The following is a 21,564-nucleotide window of genomic DNA, read 5'->3' on the forward strand; positions in this document are numbered from 1 at the left end:
CAAGCCGTCGAAAATGGGCGGAGCGGGCGCCGTTGTCCAGCGGCCATGCGCACCTTCGACCGACTGGACAGGGGGCGCCCGGTTCAGGGCACCTGCTTCTTCTCCAGCTTGCGGGCCAGGGTGCGACGGTGCATGCCCAGGCGGCGGGCGGTTTCGGAGATGTTGAAACCGGTCTCCGCCAGGGTTTCGTGGATGCGTTCCCACTCCAGCGTCTTCAGCGAGGTCGTCCGGGCGGCCAGCGCGATGGAGGGGTCGCCCTCGGTCCGTTCGAAGGCCGCCTCGATGTCGTCGGTGTTGGACGGCTTGGCGAGGTAATGGCAGGCGCCCAGCTTGATCGCCTCCACCGCCGTGGCGATGCTGGCGAAGCCGGTCAGCACGACGATCCGCGTCTCCGGGTCGTGGGCGTGCAGCTCCTTCACGCATTCCAGGCCGGACCCGCTGCCCAGCTTCAGGTCCACCACCGCGTAGGCCGGCGGCACCGTCTCCAGCAGAGCCCGCAGGCCGTCCAGGCTGTCGCACCAGTGGACGCGGTAGCCCCGGCGCTCGAAGGAGCGGCGCAGGACCTTGGCGAAGGCGGCGTCGTCCTCCACCAGGACGAGCGAGCGGTCAGTCTCCATGGGTCTCTCCCGCGGACAGGGCGGCGAGCGGCAGGGTCATGGTGACGGAGGCGCCGCCACCGGGGCGGTTGCGCGCGGCGACCGTGCCGCCCAGCTTGCGCACCACGTTGACCACCAGGAACAGGCCCAGCCCGCCGCCGGGCCGCCCCTTGCTCGACCGGTAGGGTTTGCCGAATTCCGCCAGCATGCCGTCCGCGAAGCCGGGGCCGGCGTCGTTGACCGTCAGGACGAGGCTGTCCCCCTGCCGCCCGGCGGCGATGCCGACCCAGGCGGGGGAGACCTCCAGCGCGTTGTCCAGCACGTTGAAGATCACCTGCTTCAGAGCGAGGTCGGAGATGATCCCCTCCCGCGAGCGGACGCTGTTGTCGTAATCGACGCAGGCCGGGGAACGGCTGGCCTTCCACTCCTCCACCAGATCGTCCAGGAAGTCGGTCACGGTGGTGCGCACCGTTCCCTCCCCCCGCGCCTCGCCGGAGGACAGCAGGATGCCCGACACGATGGCTTTGCAGCGGTCGATCTGGTTCTGCATCTCCGCGATGTCCTCGGCCATGTCCGGATCGGCCTTCACGGCGGGCATCCGCCGCCAGTCGTTCACGATCACCGACAGGGTGGCGAGCGGCGTCCCAAGCTCGTGCGCGGCGCCGGAGGCCAGGAGGCCCAGCCGCACGATGTGGTCCTCCTCCATGGAACGCTGGCGCAGGTCCGCCAGATGGGCGTCGCGGGCGCGCAGGTTGCGGGTGATTTGCGTGATGAAGGGGACGATCAGGCTGGCCGTCAGCACGAAGCACAGGAACATGCCCTGGATGTGCAGCCCCAGCAGAAGCCCCTCGCGCCCCGGCGGCAGGGCCAGCGGGCGGTAGGCGCCGATCAGCAGCGTGAAGCAGGCCGTGGCGACCAGGACCAGCGCCCAGGCCGACCACGCCTCCAGCAGCACCGCCCCCAGCGTGATCTGGAGAAGATAGAGCGAGATGAAGGGATTGGACGCCCCGCCGCTGAGGTAGAGCTGAACGGTGAGCGCTGACACGTCGATCAGCAATTCCAGGAAGAGCTGCGTGTTCGACACCGCGGTCTGGCGGCGCAGATGCAGCATGCTGGCGATGTTCAGCGCGACCAGGAACAGGATCACCGCGCCCATCTGGTCCAGCGGCAGGGTGATGCCCATCGGATAGTGCACGATCAGGATCGTCACGACCTGCCCGGCGACGGCGAGCCAGCGCAACTGCACCAGCAGGAACAGGTTCTTCTTGTCGGTGGTGTCACGCACGGGAAACGTCTGGCCCTTCGCCGGCTTCGTTCGGTCAGACCCTATATGGGTTTGGCGCCCCGGCTTGGCAGCCTCGTCATGTGAACCGGTTCCTGTCGATAGCACAAAATAGCCGGACGGAAAGACCGGCAAGCAGCCTGTTCCGTCCGGCGAAAAACCATGAAGAAAAAGCGTGTACCCGCTTCAGCGCCGACGCTTCCATTCACTGCGCGCAACATAGATGGCGGCGGCGATCAGCATCAGATCAAGCGCGACCCACGTCAGCGCATACACGAGGTGGTTGTTCCGGAACTTCAGGACGGTCAGACCGCCAACCGGATAGCCGCCTTCCGGGCTGGCCTCCGCGTCGATGAAATAGGGGGCCGCCTCCGTCACGCCGCGGGCCGCCGCGATGGCCGCCACGTCGCGCGAATACCAGCGCTCCCCGGCGGGATCGTTGGAGCGCAGGAAGCCGCCCCCCGGCTCCGTCACCCGCAGCAGGCCGGTGACGGTGGTGTCCGAAGCGACCAACCCGGCGGTGCGGCTGTCCGGAGCACGTCGGTCCGGCGGCACGAAGCCGCGGTTGACCAGGACGGTGAAGCCCCGGTCGGTCCGCAACGGGGTGAGCACCCAGAAGCCGCCGCCACGCTCGGTCACCGCCTGGACCAAGGTTTCCCGGTCGTTCAGGAATCGCCCGGTGACGCTGACCCGCCGGTATTCCTGGCTGGCCGCCGTGACGGCGGGCCAGTCCTCCGGGCCGGGGGCGGAAACGGGCGCGGCCTGCGCCCGCTCCTCCACCCGCTGGATCAGGTCCAGCTTCCAGAACAGCCGCTCGACCTGCCAGACGCCGAGCGACGTGAAGAGGGCGACGCCCGCCAGCGCCAGGATGCCGAGAAGGATCAGCCCCCGGCGCGGGCGGGCGGTCGCCGTTCCGGTCACGGCAACTGGCTCGGATCGTGGATCGGCATCATGTTGGTGTTCAGGTGGTACATCACCCAAAGCGAACCGGCCAGCATGATGACCACGACGATGACCGTGAAGATCAGCGACAGCATGATCCAGCCCCCTTCCGCACGTCCGTTCATGTGCAGGAAGAAGATCATGTGGACGACGACCTGGACCGCGGCGAGCGCCATGATCGCGATCGCGGTCATGTTCTTGTCCAGGATCGTCCCATCCATGACCAGCCAGAAGGGAATGACCGTCAGGATCACCGACAGGACGAAGCCGATCACGTAGCTGCCGAGCGAGCCGTGGGCGTGCCCGTCATGCTCCCCATGGCCATGGTGTTCCGCGTGAGAGCTCATCGCAGCATTCCCATCAGATAGACGAAGGTGAAGACGCCGATCCAGATGACGTCCAGGAAGTGCCAGAACAGGCTGAGGCACATCAGGCGGCGCCGGTTGGCCGGGACCAGACCGCGCTTGTTCACCTGAACCATCAGGGTCACCAGCCAGACGAGGCCGAAGGTGACGTGCAGGCCGTGGGTGCCGACCAGCGTGAAGAAGGACGACAGGAAGGCGCTGCGCTGCGGGGTCGCCCCGATGTGGATCAGGTGGGCGAACTCGTACAGCTCGATGGCCAGGAAGGCGGCGCCGAACAGGCCGGTCACCCCCAGCCAGAGCTGGGTCTGCGACACCCGCCCCTTCTCCATCGCCAGCATGGCGAAGCCATAGGTGATGGAGGAGAACAGCAGCATCGCGGTGTTCAGCGCCACCAGCGGCAGGTCGAACAGGTCCTTGGGCGCGGGCCCGGCGGCGTAATTGCCGCCGAGCACGCCGTAGGTCGCGAACAGCACCGCGAAGATGAGGCAGTCGCTCATCAGGTAGATCCAGAAGCCCAGCATGGTGCTGGAGCCTTCGGGATGCGCATGCTCCTCCACGACGTGGAAGACGGGAGCCTGTTGGGCGCGGCTCCGTTCGGCTGTCAGGGTCGTGCTCATGCTTTACACCTGCCCGGAGAGGAGACGGGTCCGCTCGTTCTCGGTCCGCACGACCACGTCCGCGGGGATGTGGAAGTCGCGGTGGTAGTTGAAGGTGTGGTGGATGGCGACCGCCAGCAGGGCGACGAAGCTCACCGCCGCAAGCCACCAGATGTACCAGACCAGGGCGAAGCCGAGGACCACGCTGATCCCGGAGAGGATGACCCCCGTTCCGGTGTTGCTGGGCATGTGGATCGCCTTGAACCCGCCCATCGGGCGCTTGTAGCCGCGCTTCTTCATGTCCCACCACGCGTCGTTGTCGTGGATCATCGGCGTGAAGGCGAAGTTGTAGTCCGGCGGCGGCGAGGAGGTCGCCCATTCCAGCGTGCGACCGTCCCACGGATCGCCCGTGCGGTCCACCAGTTCACGGCGCTTCCAGACGCTGACGGCGATCTGGACCAGGAAGGCGCCGATGCCCGCCGCGATCAGAACGGCGCCGAAGGCCGCGATCTGGAACCAGATCTGGAGCGACGGGTCCTCGAACACGCGCAGGCGGCGGGTGACGCCCATCAGGCCCAGGACATAGAGCGGCATGAAGGCGACCCAGAAGCCGATCACCCAGCACCAGAAGGACACTTTGCCCCAGAACGGCTCCAGCCGGAAGCCGAAGGCCTTGGGCCACCAGTAGTAGATGCCGGCGAACAGCCCGAACAGCACGCCGCCGATGATGACGTTGTGGAAGTGGGCGATCAGGAACAGGCTGTTGTGCAGGACGAAGTCCGCCGGCGGGACGGCCAGCAGAACGCCCGTCATGCCGCCGATCACGAAGGTCAGCATGAAGGCGACGGTCCACATCATCGGCAGTTCGTACCGGATGCGGCCGCGGTACATGGTGAACAGCCAGTTGAAGATCTTCGCACCTGTCGGGATCGAGATGATCATCGTCGTGATGCCGAAGAAGGAGTTCACGCTGGCGCCCGACCCCATGGTGAAGAAGTGGTGCAGCCACACCAGATAGGACAGGATCGTGATGACCACCGTCGCGTAGACCATGGAGGTGTAGCCGAACAGCTTCTTGCCCGAGAAGGTCGAGGTGACTTCGGAGAAGATGCCGAAGACCGGCAGGATCAGGATGTAGACTTCCGGATGGCCCCAGATCCAGATCAGGTTCACGTACATCATCGGGCTGCCGCCGAGATCGTTCGTGAAGAAGTTCGTGCCGACATAGCGGTCCAGCGACAGCAGGACCAGAGTGGCGGTCAGGATCGGGAAGGAGGCGACGATCAGCACGTTGGTGCAGAGCGACGTCCAGGTGAAGACCGGCATCTTCATCATGGTCATGCCGGGGGCGCGCATCTTGACGATCGTGCAGATCAGGTTGATGCCGGACAGTGTCGTTCCGACACCCGCGATCTGCAACGCCCAGATGTAGTAGTCCACACCCGTCTCGGGACTGTAGGCGATGTTGGACAGCGGCGGATAGGCCAGCCAGCCGGTGCGCGCGAACTCGCCGACGAACAGCGAGACCATGATCAGCACCGCACCGCCCACCGTCATCCAGAAGCTGAAGTTGTTCAGGAACGGGAAGGACACGTCGCGGGCGCCGATCTGCAGCGGCACCACGTAGTTCATCAGGCCCGTGACGAAGGGCATCGCCACGAAGAAGATCATGATGACGCCGTGGGCGGTGAAGATCTGGTCGTAATGGTGCGCGTTGAGGTAGCCCTCGCTGCCGCCGAAGGCGATGGCCTGCTGGAGACGCATCATGATCGCGTCGGCGAAGCCGCGCAGCAGCATGATCAGGCCCAGCACCATGTACATGATGCCGATGCGCTTGTGGTCGACGGTGGTGAACCACTCTTTCCAGAGATAGCCCCACAGCCGGAAATAGCTCAGCGCCGCGACCAGCGCGATGCCGCCCAGCACGACCGCGACGAAGGTCGCGACCACGATGGGCTCGTGATAGGGGAAGGACTCCAGGGTCAGACGCCCGAAGACCGGATGGGTGACGACGGTCGATGTGTCGATCATGGCACTTGGCATGGCGGTTGGCCGCTCACGGATTGGCCGTCAGCCGCGGCCCGAACGCAGAGGCGGGCGCGGAGATCGGCGTGATGGAGGAGCGCGGCAGACCCGCGCCGGAAATCGGGGACACGTCGGCGGGAGCGTTCAGCACGCCCAGCGACGACTCGACGGCGCGGCCGGTCAGCTCTTCGGTCGAGCAGATGCCCGCCACATAGACCGGCGCCGGGCCGAGAACCGCGGTGCCGCGGCGGGCCAGCTTGTCGTGCATCAGCGGCATCACGTTGTCGATGCCCGCCAGGCCGAGGCCGCCCTTGGCGTCGATGGCCATCATGTCGTGCATGCACATCTTGCCCGGTTCCACGCACATCCCGACGATGGCCTTGAACAGGCCCGAATCGACGGTGCCGTAGCGGCGCACCGGCTCGTTCTCGCTGGGCCGTTCGAGCTGGAGGTAGCCGTCGCGGTCCAGCTTGCCGCCGCCCGCCTTGATGTCCGCCACCCATTTGTCGAAGCCGTCGTCGGCCAGACCGTGGAAGGTGAAGCGCATGTGCGAGAAGCCGGCGCCGCTGTAGTTGGCGGAGAATCCCTTGTAGCTGCCCGGCTCGTTGATGACGGCGTGCAGCTTCGTCTCCATGCCGGCCATGGCGTAGATCTGGCCCGCCAGCGCCGGGATGTAGAAGGAGTTCATCACCGTGGAGGAGGTGATGTTGAAGCGGATCGGGCGGTCCACCGGAGCCGCCGCCTCGTTCACCGTGGCGATGCCGTATTCCGGGTAGATGAACAGCCACTTCCAGTCCAGCGCCACGACGTTGACGTCCAGCGTCTTCGCGTCGGCGGGGACCGGGCGCCCGGCGGCGATGCGGTCCAGCGGGCGGTAGGGGTCGAGCAGGTGGGTCGCCATCCAGGTCAGGGCGCCCAGGCAGATGATGATGAGCAGCGGGGCCGCCCAGATGACCAGTTCGAGCTGCGTCGAATGGTCCCAGTCCGGATCGTACTCGGCCGTGTTATTCGACTGGCGGTAGCGCCACGCGAACAGCACCGTCAGCACCATCACCGGCACGATGATGAGAAGCATCAGCAGGGTGGAAATGGTGATGAGATTGGCTTGTTGGTTCGCCACGTCGCCGGACGGGCTCATCACCACAAGGTTGCAGCCACTCAGCACTGCCATCAAAGGCAGCAGGGCGAGAATGCGGAAACGGGTCAAGGCAGGACCTGTCGGCAGGGGTTCGCTTTGGATTTGGGGGAAGAGCTAACCCCCAGGGCGCCGGTCGGACATTGGACAATTTGTCCAATGCGCCGCGATTCCGCGCACCCATTGACGCACATCAAGGCAAAACGTCCTTGGATGTGGCAGGATGCCGTTGCGGTGCCTATTTCATTCCTTCTGTCGCAACTGCCAGACGGTGGGGGGATCATGGGATCATCGACCACGGCGGCGTCCTCTGCGGCCGAACGGGACGCAAGGCTGGTCAACGCTCGCGACCATCGGGTGAATCCGGGTGAAATCGCGATCGGTGTCATCATCGGACGGACGTCCGAATTCTTCGATTTCTTCGTGTATGCCATCGCTTCGGTGATCGTCTTTCCGAAGCTCATCTTCCCTTATCTGGACCCGCTGACTGGAACGCTCTGGTCCTTCGCCATCTTCGCGCTGGCCTTCGTCGCGCGTCCGGTGGGCAGCGTGTTGTTCATGGCGATCGACCGCGCGCATGGGCGAGGGGCGAAGCTGACCCTGGCGCTGTTCCTGCTGGGCACCTCGACGGTCGCCATCGCCTTCCTGCCGGGTTACGAGCAGATCGGCGCGGCGGCGATCTGGCTGCTGGCGGCGGCCCGGATCGGGCAGGGTCTGGCGCTGGGCGGCACCTGGGACGGCCTCGCCTCCCTTCTCGCATTGAACGCGCCGCAGAACCGCCGCGGCTGGTACGCGATGATCCCGCAGCTCGGCGCACCCATCGGGCTGATCGTGGCGAGCGCGCTCTTCGCCTATTTCGCCGGCAACCTGTCGGCGGAGGATTTCTTCAGTTGGGGCTGGCGCTATCCCTTCTTCGTGGCCTTCGCCATCAACGTGGTGGCGCTGTTCGCGCGGCTGCGCATCGTGGTCACGCCGGAATACACGCGCCTGTTCGAAAGCCGGGAACTTCAACCGGTCCCGGTGACCGAGATGCTGCGCAACGAGGGCATGCGCGTGGTGCTGGGGGCCTTCGCGCCGCTGGCCAGCTTCGCGCTGTTCCACATGGTCACGGTCTTCCCGCTGTCCTGGATCTTCCTCTACACGCAGGACACCCCGGCGGATTTCCTGCTGATCGAGGTCGTCGCCGCCTTCTTCGGCCTGGGAGCCATCGTCGCCTCCGGATGGATCGCCGACCGGGTCGGACGCCGCACCCTGCTGGGAAGCTGCGCCGCGGCCATCGCCGTGTTCAGCGGCGTGGCGCCCCTTCTGCTGAACGGCGGGCCGGTGGGCGAACTGGTCTTCATGATCGTCGGCTTCGTGATCCTGGGCCTGTCCTTCGGCCAATCGTCGGGCGTGGTGACGTCGGGCTTCACCCTGCGCTACCGCTACACCGGTGCTGCCATCACCTCCGACCTCGCTTGGCTGTTCGGGGCGGGCTTCGCGCCGCTGGTGGCGTTGGTTCTGTCCAGCAACTTCGGCCTCTTCTCGGCGGGAGCCTACCTGCTGTCGGGCGCTGTCTGCACGCTGCTCGCCCTGTGGCTCAACAAGACGCTGGCGAAGTGAGCTGATGAAGTAAACTGAGTGAGCATCGGGAGCCGGACCAGCCTCATACGCTTTGCGGAATGCGGCGGTCCGGTTCCATTCTTTCGTGCAGAAGGCGCAGGATCACGATGCCCTGCGGCTCTCCGGCCAGCCGCTCCACCGTGTAATAAAGCGTATGGGCCGCCGCACCGCGCCGACCGGCAGCCTGTTCCAAGTGAAAAGCGCGAAGACCTGGAACAATGCGCCCACGGTCCCAGGAACCTCCCCGGTCGGGATCTTCGGCAACCATTTCGACCGCTTTCGCGATCAGTTCCTTGTATGCGCCCCTTTGCTGCGCTCCAAAACGCTCGCCGGTTTCGCGCAGAACCATCCTGAAGTCCATCTTTGCCGCATCGGTGACGCGGTAGGCAACCACCGCTCAGTCCCCGATATCGTTCAGGATGTCGGCAATGGGGCGGTCATCCAAGCGACCATTCTTCCAATCGTCGACGCCAACCATGATGGCGCGCCGAAGCATCTCCTGCTTCTCAAACTCGACCGCCTTTTCCCGATGGAGCAGGCGAAGCGCTTCACGCACGACTTCGCTTTGCGAAGAGTAGCCTCCGCTTGCCACTTCCCGTTCCACAAAGGCGGCCAAGCCTTCAGGCAGGCTGATGTTCATGGTCGGCATGGGACACCTCGTCGTCTGAAAAGCATTTCGGGACGATTGGCAAACTTTGTCAAGGCACTGCCGCACCCCGAAGCGTTTCCCACAAGCTCGCCCGACCGCGGTACGCCGAAATCCCTTACGGCGACTACCCCCGACTTTAATCGCCGTTAAGGGATCGGCGCGCATCCTGCCTTCACACACAGATCGGCAGGTCATCATGTCCCAGTACACTCCCGCTGTCGGCTCCACCGAAACCGTCGCCTTCCCCCTCCCTCTCCCGAAGCCGGCCCGGAAGCTGCGCGGCCTGCCCCTGGTCGCCGTCTGGGGCGGCCTGATCGCCGCTCCCTGGGTCATCCTCTATCAGGCCGCCAAGCTGGTGTTCTGAGCGCCACGGGCGGAGTGGGGCGGCCCGCCCTATACCGCCAACTCCGCCATGATCTCCGGCACCTGGGCCAGCAGTTCGCGGGCCAGGAAGCCCAGCGGGCCGCGGCGGGCAAGACGGTTGCCGGCCTCTCCATGCAGATGGACGCCCCAGACCGCCGCCTGGGCCGGATCGGCGCCGCGCGCCGCCAGCCCGGCGATGACTCCCGCCAGCGTGTCGCCGGACCCCGAGGTGGCGAGCCCCACATTGCCGCCGTCATAGGCCCACATCCGCCCGTCCGGCGTGGCGATGTGGGTGCAGGCGCCCTTCAGCACGACGATCACCCGATGCAGTTCCGCGACCCGGCGGGCGGCGGCGGGCGGATCGGCCTCCACATCCTCCCGGCTGATCCCGGACAGGCCGGCCATCTCCCCCGCGTGCGGGGTGATGATCGTCCGCCCGTCGCGCCGGCACAGCGCCTCGTTGGCACCGTCCAGGCCCATCAGGGCCTCCGCGTCGATGACCAGGGCGGGGCCGCCCTCCCCGTCCAGCCCGGCGATCAGGGCGGCGGTCAGGTCGGCGACGGCCCGTTTGTCCATCATGCCCGGGCCGATCAGCACCGCGTTGCAGCGGGCTGCCCGTTCGCACAGCATGCCCACGCAATCCGGGGCGATGCCGCCCTCCGCCGTCTCGGACAGGCCGAGCACCAGCGCTTCCGGAACGGCCAGCCCGAGATGCGGGGCCACGCTGCGGCAGGTCGCCATCTGGAGCTTGCCCGCCCCGGCGCGCAACGCCGCGGTCCCGGCCAGCAGCAGGGCGCCCGGCACCTCCACGCTGCCGCCGATCACCAGCACCCGGCCCCGCCCGTCCTTGTCGGCGCCCTCACCCGGATGGGGAAGCGGCATGGCGCGCAGCAGGTCGCGCGTGACGGGGATCGCGTCGTTCTTATGGAAACCGCTCATCGGGCGGCCACATTGGCATCGGGTTCGGAGGTCAGCGGTGCTCCGGCCTCCGCCAGCGGGGCAACGAAGTTGTAACGCTGCAACCGCATCCGCCCGCTGTGCCCCTGGGCGGGATCGAAGGCGTATTCGGTGACCGCGCAGTTCGCCACGTCGCCCTCCCGGTCGATGGCGAGGATCTCATCCTCGGTCATGCCCTCCAGCAGATAGCGCAGGCACAGCACGACGACCTGATGGCTGACCACCAGCACGCGCTGCCCCCCATGGTGCAGGCTGATCGTGTCGAGCGCGCTGCGCAGACGCAGGATCACGTCGCACCAGCTCTCCCCGGCGGGCGGGCGGAAGTAGAACTTGCCAAGGACGCGGCGGAACTCCGCCTGATCGGGATGCTCCTCGGCGATGCCCACGGCGGTCAGCCGGTCGAGGATGCCGAATTCCTTCTCCCGCAGCCGCTCGTCCACCACGAACTCCGCGGGCTCGACCGGCAGACCGCCCCCGGCGTGGATGATCTCCGCCGTCCGCCGGGCGCGCAGATAGGGGGAGGTCAGCACGACGTCGGGCCGCTCCCCCGGCGGAAGGGAGGCGAACCAGCGCGCCAGCGCTTCCGACTGCTGCTCTCCCTGCCGGCTGAGCGGCACGTCCACGTCGCGTTCCGCGATGTCGATCCGCCCCAGCCCCGCGGCGTAGGCGGCGTCCCGCGCGACGTTCCCGGCACTTTCCCCGTGACGGACGACCCAGAGCCTTTGCGGCCAACGCTGCTGCATGATGAACGACCCTTTCCCGCCTCAACCATGCCTTTCAACGGGGAAAAGGCCGTTCCGTCACGCCGCTCCGGACCTTTGCGCGATCAGGCCGTGCGGCGCTCGAAGATGCGTTCGGCGGTGGATTTGCCGGGGCGCCAGGGGACGATGCTGATGGGAAGCGCGGGATCGAGGCTTCCGTTGGCCCGCAGGACGTCGATGGCCGCCAGCGGCTCGTCGCCCTGGGGAAGGCCGGGCTGTTCGAGCAGATATTGCCGGCGGTTCTCCGTCACCGCCCAGCCGGGCGGACGGCCCAGCGGGCTGGTCGCGACCACCCCGATGGGTTCGGAGACGAGCCACGCCTCGTCCGTGACGCTCCAGCCGACGAGACGGCGCTCGCCGGGGCCTTCTCCGGAACCGATGTCGAGCCAGGCCCACTGGCGCAAGCGGGTGGTGCGGTCACCATCGACGCAGACGAACATGATCCCATCCTTTCCCGTCAAAACCGGCTGGATGGGTATTGTTCTTCTTTTGTTCTTTCCCTGCAAGCGGATTCTGCAAGCGGTTTCCGGGTCGGTTCGCCGGGTCAGTGCGGATCGCCGCAAAAGACGAAGGTTCCCCGGCCCGCCTGTTTGGCCCGGTACATGGCGCCGTCGGCGGCGACCAACAGGGCGCGGGCGTCCACCCCGTCGGCGGGGAACAGGGCGATGCCGACGCTGGCGCCGATGGACGCGGTCTTCTCCTCCGCCGGGCCCTGCACCGGTATCGGCAGCGCCACGGCCTCCACGATCTTGGCGGCCACGCCCCCGGCGTCCTCGGCGGAGCCCAGTTCCTCCAGCACGACGGTGAACTCGTCGCCGCCCACGCGGGCCACCGTGTCGCTGCGGCGCAGGCAGCCGGCGATGCGCGCGGCGGCGATGCGCAGCACCTCGTCCCCGCAGTCGTGGCCCAGCCGGTCGTTGACCGCCTTGAAGCCGTCCAGGTCGATGAACAGCAGGGCGAGCATCCGCCCGGACCGCCGCGACCGCGCCAGCGCCACGTCCAGCCGGTCGAAGAGAAGACGGCGGTTGGGCAGGCCGGTCAAGGCGTCGTGGTTGGCGAGATGGTCCTTTTCCGCCTCGCTGCGCCGCAACGTCTCCTCCGCGGCCTTGCGGAGCGTGATGTCCCGCCCGACGCCGACCAGCCCCAGCAGTTCGTTGCCCGCGTCGCGAATCGGCGCCTTCAGGATCTCCACCCAGATTTGCCCGCCGTCGGGCAGCGGGATGGTCTCCTCGTTGCGGCGCGGCGCATCCCCGGCATAGACCAGCGCGTCGCCGGCCCGGATGCCGTCCGCCATCTCCGGCGGCCAGATCCCGTGGCTGTCCAGCCCGATCAACTGCTCCAGGGGCCGCCCGGTCCAGCCGGCGAAGGCACGGTTGGCCTTGCGCAGCACGCCGTCGCGGTCCTTGAAGAACACGGCGTCGGGGATGGTGTCGATGATCCCCTGCAACAGGGCGTGCTGCCGCAGAAGCTGCTTCTCCGTCTGCCGCCGCTCCGTGATGTCGCGGGCGATGCCGACGACGCCCAGCATCTTGCCGCTGCGGTCGAGGCAGACGGCCTTGGCGGTCTCCATCAGCACGCGGCGCCCGTCCGGATGGATGAACCACTCCTCGCTGCGGGAGAAGCCCTTCTGCATGGCGATCTGGTCGGTCCGCCGCCGCCGCGCCGCCGTCTCCGCGTCGAACAGCCGGTGGTCGGTCAGCCCCAGCGGCGGGCGTCCCGCGTACTCCAGCATCGCCCGGTTGACCTTCAGATAGGTGCCGTTCACGTCCTTGAAGAAGACGATGTCCGGCATCGAATCGATCAGGCTTTGCAGCATGGCGCGCTCGCGATGGAGCGCCTCCGTGTCGGCGCCGCCCTTGTCCGACTCGGCAGGCTGGGGGACGATCTGCGCTTCGTGCAGAATGCCCAGGCGTCCGTCCGCCAGCGCCATGCCGCTGCGGCGCACCCAGGCCGTGACCGGACGCCCCTTGGGATAGAAGGTCCAGCGGCCCGTCGCCGTTTCCCCGTCGGCCCGCGGACCGCCCTCCGGCTGGGAACCGAAGTCGCGGGTCTGGAATTCGGCCAGCGAAGCCGCGTTCCACAACTCCAAAGCGGCGCGGTTGCCCCAGACCATCCGCCCGCGCCCGCCGTCATAAAGCCAGACCGGCGCCGACAGGCGGTCGAGCAGGGGAAGCTCGGCGGCGGTCATCAGCTCAAGGGGCATCGGCCCAAGGGTCATCGGCTCATCCGACGGCGCGCGCGCCTCCGCACCGGCGGCGCCGGCTCCGGAGTGGTTCGGATCTGCCTGATGACGCATGGTGGGGTTTGCCGCCTCGGCACGATGAGTGCACCGGACGGCTTTCTATCATATTTTGAAGAAACCTTCTCCTTCTACCACGCGGAACCGGAAGCCGCCGTTCTGTCCATCACCAGCCCATCCACTTTCCGTATTCCTGCACGAAGTCATGGACGATGGCTTCGCGGCCGGTGCGGTCCGGCGGCAACTGCTTGTGCAGGCCGCCGCGCAGGATCACCTCGACGCGCATCTGCCAGCGCTCGTCGCCCGCCTGCATCTCGGGAAAGGCGAAGGTCAGGGGGTGATAGGCCCGCGCCCGGATGTCGTAGCTGAACTCCTCCTCCCCGTCGCGCAGCACGACCAGTCCAGCGTTGAAGGGGCCGACGTCGAGTTCGGCGCGGCGCCCCAGCCGCTCCAGCTCCGCCGCGATGTCGCGGAAGGCCGGCTCCACCGTCTCCGCGATGAAGCGGGCCACCTGCCGCCGCGCTCCGGCGGCGCCGGGCGGGGCCGCCACCGCGATGGCCGCCTTGCGCCCGACCATGGCGGCCAGCCGCTGGCGCCAGTCGCCGTCGCCCACCGGCTCCGCCGGGGCGCCGCCCGCGGCGGGGGTCGCCACCCGCGCCACCCGCCGGTCCGGCCCCATCCGGCGCTCCGCCCGCAGGCTGGTCACCAGCCCGACGCACATCAGCACCATGACCACCGCGAAGGGCAGCGCCGTCGTGACCGCCGCCGTCTGCAACGCCTGCAACCCGCCGACCAGAAGAAGAAGCGCCGCCACCACGCCGGACAGGACCGCCCAGAAGATGCGCGTGGCGATGGGCGGGTCCTGGTTGCCGCCGGAGCCGATGATGTCGATCACCAGGGCGCCGGAATCGGCGGAGGTGACGAAGAAGGTAATCACCATCAGCGTCGCGATGGCCGAGGTGACGCCGCTGAGCGGCAGGCGGTCCAGCATGACGAACAGGGCGGTCGGCACGCTGCTCCGCACCGCGTCCGCCATGCCGCCGCCCTCGAACATCTCCATATGGATCGCCGTCTCGCCGAACACGATGAACCAGACGAAGGTCATGGCCACCGGCGCGAACAGCACGCCGCCGACGAACTCGCGGATGGTGCGCCCGCGCGATACCCGCGCGATGAACATGCCGACGAAGGGCGCCCAGGAGATCCACCAGCCCCAGTAGAACATCGTCCAGCTCGCCTGCCATTCCGCCCCGGCATAGGGCAGCGTGCGGAAGCTGGTGTAGGGCAGCGTCCACAGGTAGCGCCCGATGCTCTCCACGAGCGTGGACAGAAGGAACACCGACGGTCCGAGCAGGAAGACGAACAGCAGGAGAAGAAGCCCCGCCAGCATGTTCAGCTCGCTCAGGCGGCGGATGCCGCGCCCGACGCCGCTGACCGCCGAGACGGTGGCGATCGCCGTGATGACCGCGATCAGCACCATCTGCTGCACCGTTCCCACGCCGACCAGCCCCAGATAGTCGAGGCCGGCGTTGATCTGCATGACCCCCAGCCCCAGCGAGGTGGCGATCCCGAACAGCGTGCCGAAGATCGCCACGATGTCCACCAGATGGCCGGGCCAGCCGCGCAGCCGGTCGCCCAACAGCGGGTAGAGCGCCGACCGGATGGTGAGCGGCAGGTCGTGCCGGTAGGCGAAATAGCCGAGCGAGAGCCCGACCACGATGTAGATGCCCCAGGCGTGCAGCCCCCAATGAAGGAAGGCCAGGTTCATCGCCTCCCGCGCCGCGTCGGGCGTTCCCGCCTCCCCCACCCGCGGGTTGGAGAAATGCAGAATCGGCTCCGCCACCCCGTAGAACAGGAGACCGATCCCCATGCCCGCGCTGAACAGCATGGCGAACCATGACGGGTAGCTGAATTCCGGCTCCTCGCCGTCCTTGCCGAGCTTGATCGATCCGTACGGGCTGAAGAACAACCAGAGAGAGAACAAAAGAAAGCCCGCGACGGTCAGAATGTAGAACCAGCCGAAGTTGCCGACGATCGTGGCCTGGAGAGCCGAGACGCGGGCACCGAACGATTCGGTGAAGGTTGCCGCCAGGACGACGAACAGCAGGATCAGGCCACCGGCGGTGAAGGAGACCGTTTTGTTGATCCCGCTCATGGTTCTTCTCCGGTTCCGGGCAGCTTATCCGAAGCGAGGCCGTGGCATCGCTGCCGGATCAACGATCCGTCAAGCCGGGAGTTTCGGAAAAATGCGCTACCGGTCCGGATTGCAGGATTTTGCCGTCCGGAGCCGCCGCCGCAGGATCAGCGCGTACCAGAGCAGCAGGACCGTGGTGAACAGCGACAGGGTGAAGGACACGCCGTCCGGCCGCAGACCATAGCCGGTGGCACCGCCGAACAGCGTCACGGAGCTGTCCCAGAGATAGGCGAGCAGCAGGATCACCGTGTTGGCCGACGACAGTCCGGTGGCGGCATAAAGCACGAGATGCATCGATTGCCCCCGATGGCCCTCCCCGGCCATGCGTTTTTTCGTTGCGCGGTGTTGTTCTTGTCCGAAGCCATCTCATCCTAGGCGCCCGGAGCGATCCTGTCAGCCATGGTCCACACCGCACAGCCCCCGGATTCCAGCGAAGACGAGCAGCCGTCCGGGTCCCCGACCTGGGCCCAGCGCCTCTTGCGCTATGGCACGGGGATGCTGATCCTGGCCCTGCTGGCCGGCGCGCTGGTCATCCTGGACCGCTGGCTGGACCAGTACAGCGTCGCCGACATCCGGCGGGCGCTGGGGCGGATCACGGGCGGACAGCTTCTGGCGGCGGCGGGGGCGGCGGCGGTCAGCTACTGGCTGCTGACGCTCTACGACCTGCTGGCCCTGCGCCATCTGCGGCGGCCCCTGCCCTACCGCTGGGTGGCCTTCACCGCCTTCACAAGCTACGCCTTCAGCCACAGCCTGGGTTTCGCCAGCATCATCGGGGCCGCGGTGCGCTACCGCCTCTATGCCCCGCATGGGCTGAGCGGGGTGGAGGTGGCGCAGGTCACGCTGTTCGTCGTCACCACCTTCATGCTGGGGCTGGCGACCGTGATGCCGGTGGTCATGCTGATCGACCCCACGGCCCTGAAGGCGCTGCACGTCCCGCCGGGAAGCGCCGTTCTGCTGGGGCTGGCCGCGCTCGCGGTACTGGGGGCCTATGCGGTGGGCGGATTCTGGCTGCGGCGCCCCCTGCGGCTGTTCGGGCACGCCGTCGCCTTTCCCCGCCCGGCCATCGCGCTGCGGCAACTGCTGCTGGGGCTGTGCGATCTGTCGCTGGCGGGGCTGGTGCTCTGGCTCTGCCTGCCGCCGAGCGATGCGGTGAGCTACGCGGACGTTCTGGTGGCCTTCGGGCTGGCGCTGGTCGCCGGGATCATCAGCCATGTGCCGGGCGGACTGGGGGTGTTCGATGCCATCGTCCTGGTCAGCCTGACCCCGGCCATGCCCGGCAACGACGTGATGGCGGGGCTGCTGGTCTTCCGGCTGATCTATTATCTGGCGCCGCTGGTGATCGCCGGGCTGATGTTCGGCGCGCTGGAAGCCTTCCAGGCCCGGCACCGGATCGGCGGCCTGTCGCGCGACCTGTCCGCCGCCGTCAGCCCGGCGGTGCCGCTGGTGCTGGCCGCCTGCATCTTCATCACCGGGGCCTTCCTGCTGTTCTCCCGCGCCACGCCGGAGGAGACGCTGCCCTCGCCCTTCGACGCCACCGCCCTGCCCCTGATGGAGATGTCGCATTTCACGGGCAGCGTGGCCGGGGTCCTGCTGATCCTTCTGGCCCATGCGGTGCAACGCAGGCTGCACGCCGCCTGGGTGCTGTCGCTGGTGCTGCTGGCGACCGGCTGCGCCTCGGCGCTGCTGAAGGGCGGCGACTGGCAGGAGGCCATCGTGCCGGGGTTGATCTTCCTGGCCCTGCTGCCCGCCCGCAAGGAGTTCCACCGGCGCGGCAACATCCTGCGCAACCCCCTGACGCCGAGCTGGTTCATCGCCACCGGCGTGGCGCTGGCCAGCGCCTTCTGGCTGGGCCTGTTCTCGTACAAGCACGTCGCCTTCAGCGACGAGCTGTGGTGGCACTTCACCCTGCACGGCGACGCCTCCCGCTTCCTGCGGGCGTCGGTGGCGGTGGGGGTGATCGCACTCGGCGCGGCGCTGGTCCATCTGGTCTCGGCGGCCAGCCGCGACCGGCGGGACGAGGCCGCCCCCCGCTCCCTCACCGCCGCCAGAAGGACGGACTGAGCACCACCAGCACCGTGAAGAACTCCAGCCGCCCGAGCAGCATCCCGATGGACAGCGCCCATTTCGCCGCCTCCGGAAGAGTCGCGAAATTGCCGACCGGACCGATGACCGGTCCCAGGCCGGGACCGACGTTGCTGACCGCCGTCGCCGCCCCCGACAGGGCCGACACCAGATCAACCCCCAGGAAGGCCAGCACGAAGGCGAGGATGAACACCGTCGTCAGATAGACGAAGCCGAAGCTCATCACCGAGACCATGATCTCGGCGCTGACCGGCTTGTCGTTGTAGCTGAGCGGGATGACCAAGCTCGGGCTGTAGAGGCGGCGCTGGAGCGAGCGCAGCACGATGAACAGGATCTCGAACCGGAAGATCTTCAGACCGCCCGAGGTCGATCCGGTGCAGCCGCCGACGAAGGTCAGGATGAAGAAGGTCACCGACGCCATCGGCCCCCACCGCTCGTAGTCGATGGAGGCATAGCCGGTGGTGGTGACCACCGAAACGACGTTGAACGTCGAATGACGGATGGCTTCGTCCCACGGCATGTCCCGCGTCAGCGTCAGCCAGGCCGAAAGACCGAAGGAGACCGCCGCGAGGAACCCGACATACCAGCGGATCTGCGTGTCCCGCCAGAAGCTGGCCGCCCGCCCCTGGGCAAGGCTGATGAAGCGGACGAAGGGCATCCCGCCCAGCATCATGAAGACCACCAGAATCCATTCGATGGCCGGGCTGTTCCAAGCGGCGACCGAGGCGTCGCGGGTGGAGAAGCCACCGGTGGACACCGCCGTCATCGCGTGGTTGACGGCATCGAACCAGGTCATGCCCGCATAGGCGAGCGTCACCGTGCACACCGCGGTCAGGGACAGATAGATCCAGCCGACCGCGATGGCGAGGTCGCTGGCGCGCGGCGTCACCTTGTCCGACCGGTCGGAGGATTCGGAGCGGAAGAGCTGCATACCGCCCACCCGCAGGAAGGGCAGGATGGCGATGGCCATGCCGATGATGCCGATGCCGCCCAGCCATTGCAGCAGCGACCGCCACAGCAGCAAACCCGGCGGCAACCGGTCCAGGCCGGAAATCACCGTCGAACCGGTGGTGGTGAGCGCCGACATCGCCTCGAAATAGGCGTCGGCCGCCGACAGCTTGATCTGGGACACCATGAAGGGCACCGCGGCGAAGGCGCACACGATGATCCAGGCCAGCGCCGTCAGCAGGAACGCCTGACGCAGGTTGAGCGACATCCAGTCCATCCGGTTGGCCAGCATGAACTGGACGCCGAAGAACAGGGTCAGCGCGAAGGCGATGGCGAACACCATCCAGTCCGGATTGCCGACCGCCAGATCGACGGTCATCGGAACCAGCATGGCGACGGCCAGGACGCTGAGAAGCGCGCCGATGATGTAGAAGACGGGGCGGGTGTCGATGACAGTCATGCACAGGCCATGGCCAATCGGAATTGCGGCCTAAATTGTCACGATTGCGACCGTTCGGCATTCCCGAACCGCGTCCCTCGGCATTTTTCCGGGCAATTTTTTCATTGGAACCGCCCCATGCGCGGTTCTGGACGCGGCGACGTCCCCCGCGTCTCCCCATCAACGGCCCGTACCCCGAAAGATGTCGGGAATCGGACCTGTTTCCCCCCGGTCGGAATCGGCGGGGGGCTAGACGGCGGCGGGTATCCTGTGCACACTCCGCCCCGCTTCCGGCTCAAATCGTCGAGCCTTCCCGGACGGTCGGGACCCGCAGAAAACTGGAACAGACAATGGACTGGCGGCGTGCTTTCGGACGATGCCCTGATCTTTCTTCGACATTCCATCAAGACCGTGTGGACTCTGGAGATCCTGCTGATCTTGCGGCGTGATCCGGACAGGGCCTGGAATTCGGAGGATCTCATTCGCGAATCGCGCAGCAGCACGCTCATCCTCCAGGAAGTCTTTGAGAATCTCGAGCAGGCTGGGCTGATCGCCATGGAGGAAAACTGCCGCTTCCGCTACCGCGGCGTGAGCCCGCTCCCGGAACGGTTGGTGGAGGAGATCGCGTCGGTCCAGGCCCGGCGCCCCGCGGCGATCACGAAAGCCCTTCTGTCGGTATCGTCGGGCAAGGTCCGGACCTTCGCCGATGGGTTCCGCGGCGGCAGAAGCTCGTAAGGCCGCGATCATAAATTCACCCGCCGGTACAGGGTTGGATTTTGCTAAACTGCCGCCCGACACGCCTTGCTGTTCAGACCAGCGTTCCCCGGAGTCTCCATTATGCCGTTTCACCATCCGGCCCGCGCGCGCTCCCTCGCCGCCCTCGTCCTGGCCGGCTCCATGGTGGGCGCCCTCGCCGGTGCCGCCCACGCCGCGACCGCGGACCGCAACCCGTCGCCCGCGCCTCAAGGCACGGTCCAATCCGCTCCCGCCGCCGCTCCCGATGCGGCCCCCACCGCGGCCCCCACCGCGAAGGTCACGGGCTTCCGCTCCGCGCGATTCGGCATGTCCGCCGATGAGGTTACGAAGGCCATCACCAAGGATTTCAAGATCGCCGGCAACGACATCCGCCGCGAGACCAACGCGACCGAGCGGACGACCAGCCTGATCGTCAAGGTGGACGATCTCCAGACCGGCGCCGGTCCGGCGGCCATCGCCTACATCCTCGGCCATTCGACGCAGAAGCTCTTCCAGGTCAACATCCTGTGGGGCGGCGCGGTGAACCCGAAGATCGACCCCAACGCCCTGGTCGGCGCCGCCAACGCGCTGCGCAACTACTTCGTGGCGCAGGGCTACCGGCAGGAAGGGATGCTGCTGAACGCGCCCGTCGGCGACGGGTCGCAGGTGGTCGTCTTCCGCGGCACCGACGCCCAGGGGCGCATGTCCCTGCTGACCCTCTCCGTCCCGCCGAAGCCCTCGGACGATACCCCCGCCCTGCCGCCGTCGCTCCAGCTCTCCTACATCGAGAAGCCGAACGAGCCGGACGTGTTCAAGATCGAAAAGGGCTTCTGATCCGAGTTTTCCGAGCGATCCAGGCATGAAAAAGGGCGGCGCCGTCGTGGTGCCGCCCTTTCCATTCCCGGCAGGCCGGAAAAAACATCAGCCCTTGCGGGCGAGACGGTCCACCAGGCCCGACCAACTGCTGACCGAAATCAGGTGGGCGTAGACCAGCCCCAGCCAGCCGCGGTCGCGCCATTCCACCAGCGTCTCGGCGGGAAGCTGGTTGAAGGCCGCCTCGTCGATCACCTTGAAGCCAGCGAGGCTCAGCCGCTCACCGTTGTTCAGGGTGATGTCGGCGCGCTTCTCCGACAGCAGGCCGGCGCCGGTCACCGCCGCGACGAACTCCGCGGTGTAGCCGTTCTGGGCCTGGACCTCCTTGACGAACTCCAGCGCGTTGCTGGTCAGCGCGGACGGCTGCCCATCGACGAAGAAGGGGTTGTCCCGGCCCGGAACGACGGCGTCCGCCGCCTCGTCGATGCACAGGGTGAGCTGGGACTTGTCTTCGCTCTCCAGGAAGATGAAGGGGTAGCGGCGGACATAGGCGGGGATGTAGGCCCCCTCCTCCCAGACGCCGTCCGCATCGACGAACAGGTTCTCGCCCGTGCGCAGGCCGAGCAGCGCCACCGGCTGCACCACCGGGCCGTCGGAGAACAGGATCGGGAACTGCTTGCAGGCCGCCGCGAACTCCGCCGCCATCAGCGGCACGGAGTTGGTGCCGGCCGCGAAGGCGTAGTTCGGCTCGGCCCGCAGCGACAGGTCGGCGTCGCGGGCAGCCTGCAGCGGACGGGGGCTCTTGTAGAACAGGGGCAGGTTCGGGTCGGTCATCGTGCGC

At 67.3% G+C, this 21,564-nt stretch carries 22 protein-coding genes; 5 read left to right on the plus strand and 17 right to left on the minus strand.

Translation table 11 applies throughout. The features are described from left to right. Positions 1–83: 83 nt before the first annotated feature. From DS843_RS15315 to cyoA, 7 genes are all read right to left on the minus strand, one after another. Positions 84–617 (minus strand): response regulator transcription factor, encoded by a 534-nt coding sequence (locus DS843_RS15315; RefSeq protein ID WP_149469761.1) that lies wholly within the window; start codon positions 615–617, stop codon positions 84–86. Next, positions 607–1,881 carry an ATP-binding protein gene (locus DS843_RS15320; protein ID WP_149469762.1) on the minus strand — a complete coding sequence of 425 codons (1,275 nt, stop codon included), beginning with the start codon at positions 1,879–1,881 and terminating at the stop codon, positions 607–609. The genes DS843_RS15315 and DS843_RS15320 overlap by 11 nt, the downstream gene beginning before the upstream one ends. 183 nt (positions 1,882–2,064) lie before the next feature. Further along, positions 2,065–2,799, minus strand: a complete 735-nt coding sequence (locus DS843_RS15325; RefSeq protein WP_149469763.1) for an SURF1 family protein — start codon at positions 2,797–2,799, stop codon at positions 2,065–2,067. After that, a complete protein-coding gene (cyoD, locus tag DS843_RS15330) occupies positions 2,796–3,167 on the minus strand; it encodes a cytochrome o ubiquinol oxidase subunit IV (protein WP_149469764.1) in 372 nt (123 codons plus the stop codon). Before cyoD ends, DS843_RS15325 begins: the two co-directional genes overlap by 4 nt. Beyond that, the gene (gene cyoC / locus DS843_RS15335; RefSeq protein ID WP_149469765.1) at positions 3,164–3,802 is read right to left on the minus strand and encodes a cytochrome o ubiquinol oxidase subunit III; all 639 of its coding nucleotides are present in this window, start codon (positions 3,800–3,802) and stop codon (positions 3,164–3,166) included. Before cyoC ends, cyoD begins: the two co-directional genes overlap by 4 nt. A gap of 3 nt (positions 3,803–3,805) precedes the next feature. Further along, on the minus strand, positions 3,806–5,812 hold the full coding sequence (gene cyoB, locus DS843_RS15340; RefSeq protein WP_149469766.1) for a cytochrome o ubiquinol oxidase subunit I: 2,007 nt from the start codon (positions 5,810–5,812) through the stop codon (positions 3,806–3,808). Between the two features lie 25 nt (positions 5,813–5,837). Continuing rightward, complete coding sequence (cyoA, locus tag DS843_RS15345; protein ID WP_149469767.1) at positions 5,838–7,013, minus strand: ubiquinol oxidase subunit II; 1,176 nt, start codon at positions 7,011–7,013, stop codon at positions 5,838–5,840. A gap of 210 nt (positions 7,014–7,223) precedes the next feature. On the opposite strand from cyoA, the gene DS843_RS15350 reads away from it, so the two are divergent. Continuing rightward, entirely contained in the window at positions 7,224–8,543 is a 1,320-nt protein-coding gene (locus DS843_RS15350; RefSeq protein WP_149469768.1) for an MFS transporter, read from the plus strand. A gap of 43 nt (positions 8,544–8,586) precedes the next feature. Here DS843_RS15350 and DS843_RS15355 read toward each other — a convergent pair whose 3' ends face one another. Then, on the minus strand, positions 8,587–8,937 hold the full coding sequence (locus DS843_RS15355; protein ID WP_149469769.1) for a type II toxin-antitoxin system RelE/ParE family toxin: 351 nt from the start codon (positions 8,935–8,937) through the stop codon (positions 8,587–8,589). A gap of 3 nt (positions 8,938–8,940) precedes the next feature. Continuing rightward, on the minus strand, positions 8,941–9,192 hold the full coding sequence (locus DS843_RS15360) for a type II toxin-antitoxin system ParD family antitoxin (RefSeq protein ID WP_149469770.1): 252 nt from the start codon (positions 9,190–9,192) through the stop codon (positions 8,941–8,943). 196 nt (positions 9,193–9,388) lie between these two features. Between DS843_RS15360 and DS843_RS31210 the strand changes: the two genes are divergently transcribed. After that, positions 9,389–9,556, plus strand: a complete 168-nt coding sequence (locus DS843_RS31210) for a hypothetical protein (RefSeq protein WP_167525318.1) — start codon at positions 9,389–9,391, stop codon at positions 9,554–9,556. A gap of 29 nt (positions 9,557–9,585) precedes the next feature. Here DS843_RS31210 and DS843_RS15365 read toward each other — a convergent pair whose 3' ends face one another. The 6 genes from DS843_RS15365 to DS843_RS15390 form a co-directional block, all read right to left on the minus strand. Further along, positions 9,586–10,494 (minus strand): NAD(P)H-hydrate dehydratase, encoded by a 909-nt coding sequence (locus DS843_RS15365; protein WP_149469771.1) that lies wholly within the window; start codon positions 10,492–10,494, stop codon positions 9,586–9,588. Then, complete coding sequence (locus DS843_RS15370) at positions 10,491–11,255, minus strand: histidine phosphatase family protein (RefSeq protein WP_149469772.1); 765 nt, start codon at positions 11,253–11,255, stop codon at positions 10,491–10,493. Before DS843_RS15370 ends, DS843_RS15365 begins: the two co-directional genes overlap by 4 nt. Before the next feature lie 83 nt (positions 11,256–11,338). Beyond that, positions 11,339–11,713, minus strand: coding sequence for a hypothetical protein (locus DS843_RS15375; RefSeq protein ID WP_149469773.1), 375 nt, complete (start codon positions 11,711–11,713; stop codon positions 11,339–11,341). Between the two features lie 104 nt (positions 11,714–11,817). Further along, entirely contained in the window at positions 11,818–13,569 is a 1,752-nt protein-coding gene (locus DS843_RS15380) for a sensor domain-containing diguanylate cyclase (protein ID WP_149469774.1), read from the minus strand. 109 nt (positions 13,570–13,678) lie between these two features. Continuing rightward, a complete protein-coding gene (locus DS843_RS15385; protein WP_149469775.1) occupies positions 13,679–15,667 on the minus strand; it encodes a BCCT family transporter in 1,989 nt (662 codons plus the stop codon). Between the two features lie 96 nt (positions 15,668–15,763). Then, positions 15,764–16,000, minus strand: a complete 237-nt coding sequence (locus DS843_RS15390; protein WP_149469776.1) for a hypothetical protein — start codon at positions 15,998–16,000, stop codon at positions 15,764–15,766. Between the two features lie 105 nt (positions 16,001–16,105). Between DS843_RS15390 and DS843_RS15395 the strand changes: the two genes are divergently transcribed. Next, positions 16,106–17,767, plus strand: coding sequence for a lysylphosphatidylglycerol synthase domain-containing protein (locus tag DS843_RS15395; RefSeq protein WP_149469777.1), 1,662 nt, complete (start codon positions 16,106–16,108; stop codon positions 17,765–17,767). Here DS843_RS15395 and DS843_RS15400 read toward each other — a convergent pair. Further along, positions 17,742–19,196: a TrkH family potassium uptake protein gene (locus tag DS843_RS15400; protein ID WP_149469778.1), complete on the minus strand. Its 1,455-nt coding sequence runs from the start codon at positions 19,194–19,196 to the stop codon at positions 17,742–17,744. The genes DS843_RS15395 and DS843_RS15400 overlap by 26 nt on opposite strands. A 342-nt stretch (positions 19,197–19,538) precedes the next feature. On the opposite strand from DS843_RS15400, the gene DS843_RS15405 reads away from it, so the two are divergent. Beyond that, entirely contained in the window at positions 19,539–19,910 is a 372-nt protein-coding gene (locus DS843_RS15405) for a hypothetical protein (RefSeq protein WP_149469779.1), read from the plus strand. 102 nt (positions 19,911–20,012) lie between these two features. Continuing rightward, complete coding sequence (locus DS843_RS15410; protein ID WP_149469780.1) at positions 20,013–20,744, plus strand: hypothetical protein; 732 nt, start codon at positions 20,013–20,015, stop codon at positions 20,742–20,744. Between the two features lie 87 nt (positions 20,745–20,831). On the opposite strand, the gene DS843_RS15415 is transcribed toward DS843_RS15410, so the two are convergent. Next, the gene (locus DS843_RS15415) at positions 20,832–21,557 is read right to left on the minus strand and encodes a SapC family protein (protein ID WP_149469781.1); all 726 of its coding nucleotides are present in this window, start codon (positions 21,555–21,557) and stop codon (positions 20,832–20,834) included. Positions 21,558–21,564 lie beyond the last annotated feature (7 nt).

Origin of the sequence: Roseomonas genomospecies 6 (assembly GCF_008365375.1) — a bacterium.
Taxonomy (GTDB): domain Bacteria; phylum Pseudomonadota; class Alphaproteobacteria; order Azospirillales; family Azospirillaceae; genus Azospirillum.

What these genes read in the sequence shown, in the direction of transcription:
- DS843_RS15400 (WP_149469778.1), bottom strand. Translation starts at nt 19,196, where the DNA reads ATGACTGTCATCGACACCCGCCCCGTCTTCTACATCATCGGCGCGCTT.
- DS843_RS15395 (WP_149469777.1), top strand. Translation starts at nt 16,106, where the DNA reads ATGGTCCACACCGCACAGCCCCCGGATTCCAGCGAAGACGAGCAGCCG.
- DS843_RS15365 (WP_149469771.1), bottom strand. Translation starts at nt 10,494, where the DNA reads ATGAGCGGTTTCCATAAGAACGACGCGATCCCCGTCACGCGCGACCTG.
- cyoC (WP_149469765.1), bottom strand. Translation starts at nt 3,802, where the DNA reads ATGAGCACGACCCTGACAGCCGAACGGAGCCGCGCCCAACAGGCTCCC.
- DS843_RS15375 (WP_149469773.1), bottom strand. Translation starts at nt 11,713, where the DNA reads ATGTTCGTCTGCGTCGATGGTGACCGCACCACCCGCTTGCGCCAGTGG.
- DS843_RS31210 (WP_167525318.1), top strand. Translation starts at nt 9,389, where the DNA reads ATGTCCCAGTACACTCCCGCTGTCGGCTCCACCGAAACCGTCGCCTTC.
- DS843_RS15360 (WP_149469770.1), bottom strand. Translation starts at nt 9,192, where the DNA reads ATGCCGACCATGAACATCAGCCTGCCTGAAGGCTTGGCCGCCTTTGTG.
- DS843_RS15410 (WP_149469780.1), top strand. Translation starts at nt 20,013, where the DNA reads ATGCCGTTTCACCATCCGGCCCGCGCGCGCTCCCTCGCCGCCCTCGTC.
- DS843_RS15370 (WP_149469772.1), bottom strand. Translation starts at nt 11,255, where the DNA reads ATGCAGCAGCGTTGGCCGCAAAGGCTCTGGGTCGTCCGTCACGGGGAA.
- DS843_RS15390 (WP_149469776.1), bottom strand. Translation starts at nt 16,000, where the DNA reads ATGCATCTCGTGCTTTATGCCGCCACCGGACTGTCGTCGGCCAACACG.
- cyoB (WP_149469766.1), bottom strand. Translation starts at nt 5,812, where the DNA reads ATGATCGACACATCGACCGTCGTCACCCATCCGGTCTTCGGGCGTCTG.
- DS843_RS15315 (WP_149469761.1), bottom strand. Translation starts at nt 617, where the DNA reads ATGGAGACTGACCGCTCGCTCGTCCTGGTGGAGGACGACGCCGCCTTC.
- DS843_RS15385 (WP_149469775.1), bottom strand. Translation starts at nt 15,667, where the DNA reads ATGAGCGGGATCAACAAAACGGTCTCCTTCACCGCCGGTGGCCTGATC.
- cyoD (WP_149469764.1), bottom strand. Translation starts at nt 3,167, where the DNA reads ATGAGCTCTCACGCGGAACACCATGGCCATGGGGAGCATGACGGGCAC.
- DS843_RS15350 (WP_149469768.1), top strand. Translation starts at nt 7,224, where the DNA reads ATGGGATCATCGACCACGGCGGCGTCCTCTGCGGCCGAACGGGACGCA.
- DS843_RS15415 (WP_149469781.1), bottom strand. Translation starts at nt 21,557, where the DNA reads ATGACCGACCCGAACCTGCCCCTGTTCTACAAGAGCCCCCGTCCGCTG.
- DS843_RS15380 (WP_149469774.1), bottom strand. Translation starts at nt 13,569, where the DNA reads ATGCGTCATCAGGCAGATCCGAACCACTCCGGAGCCGGCGCCGCCGGT.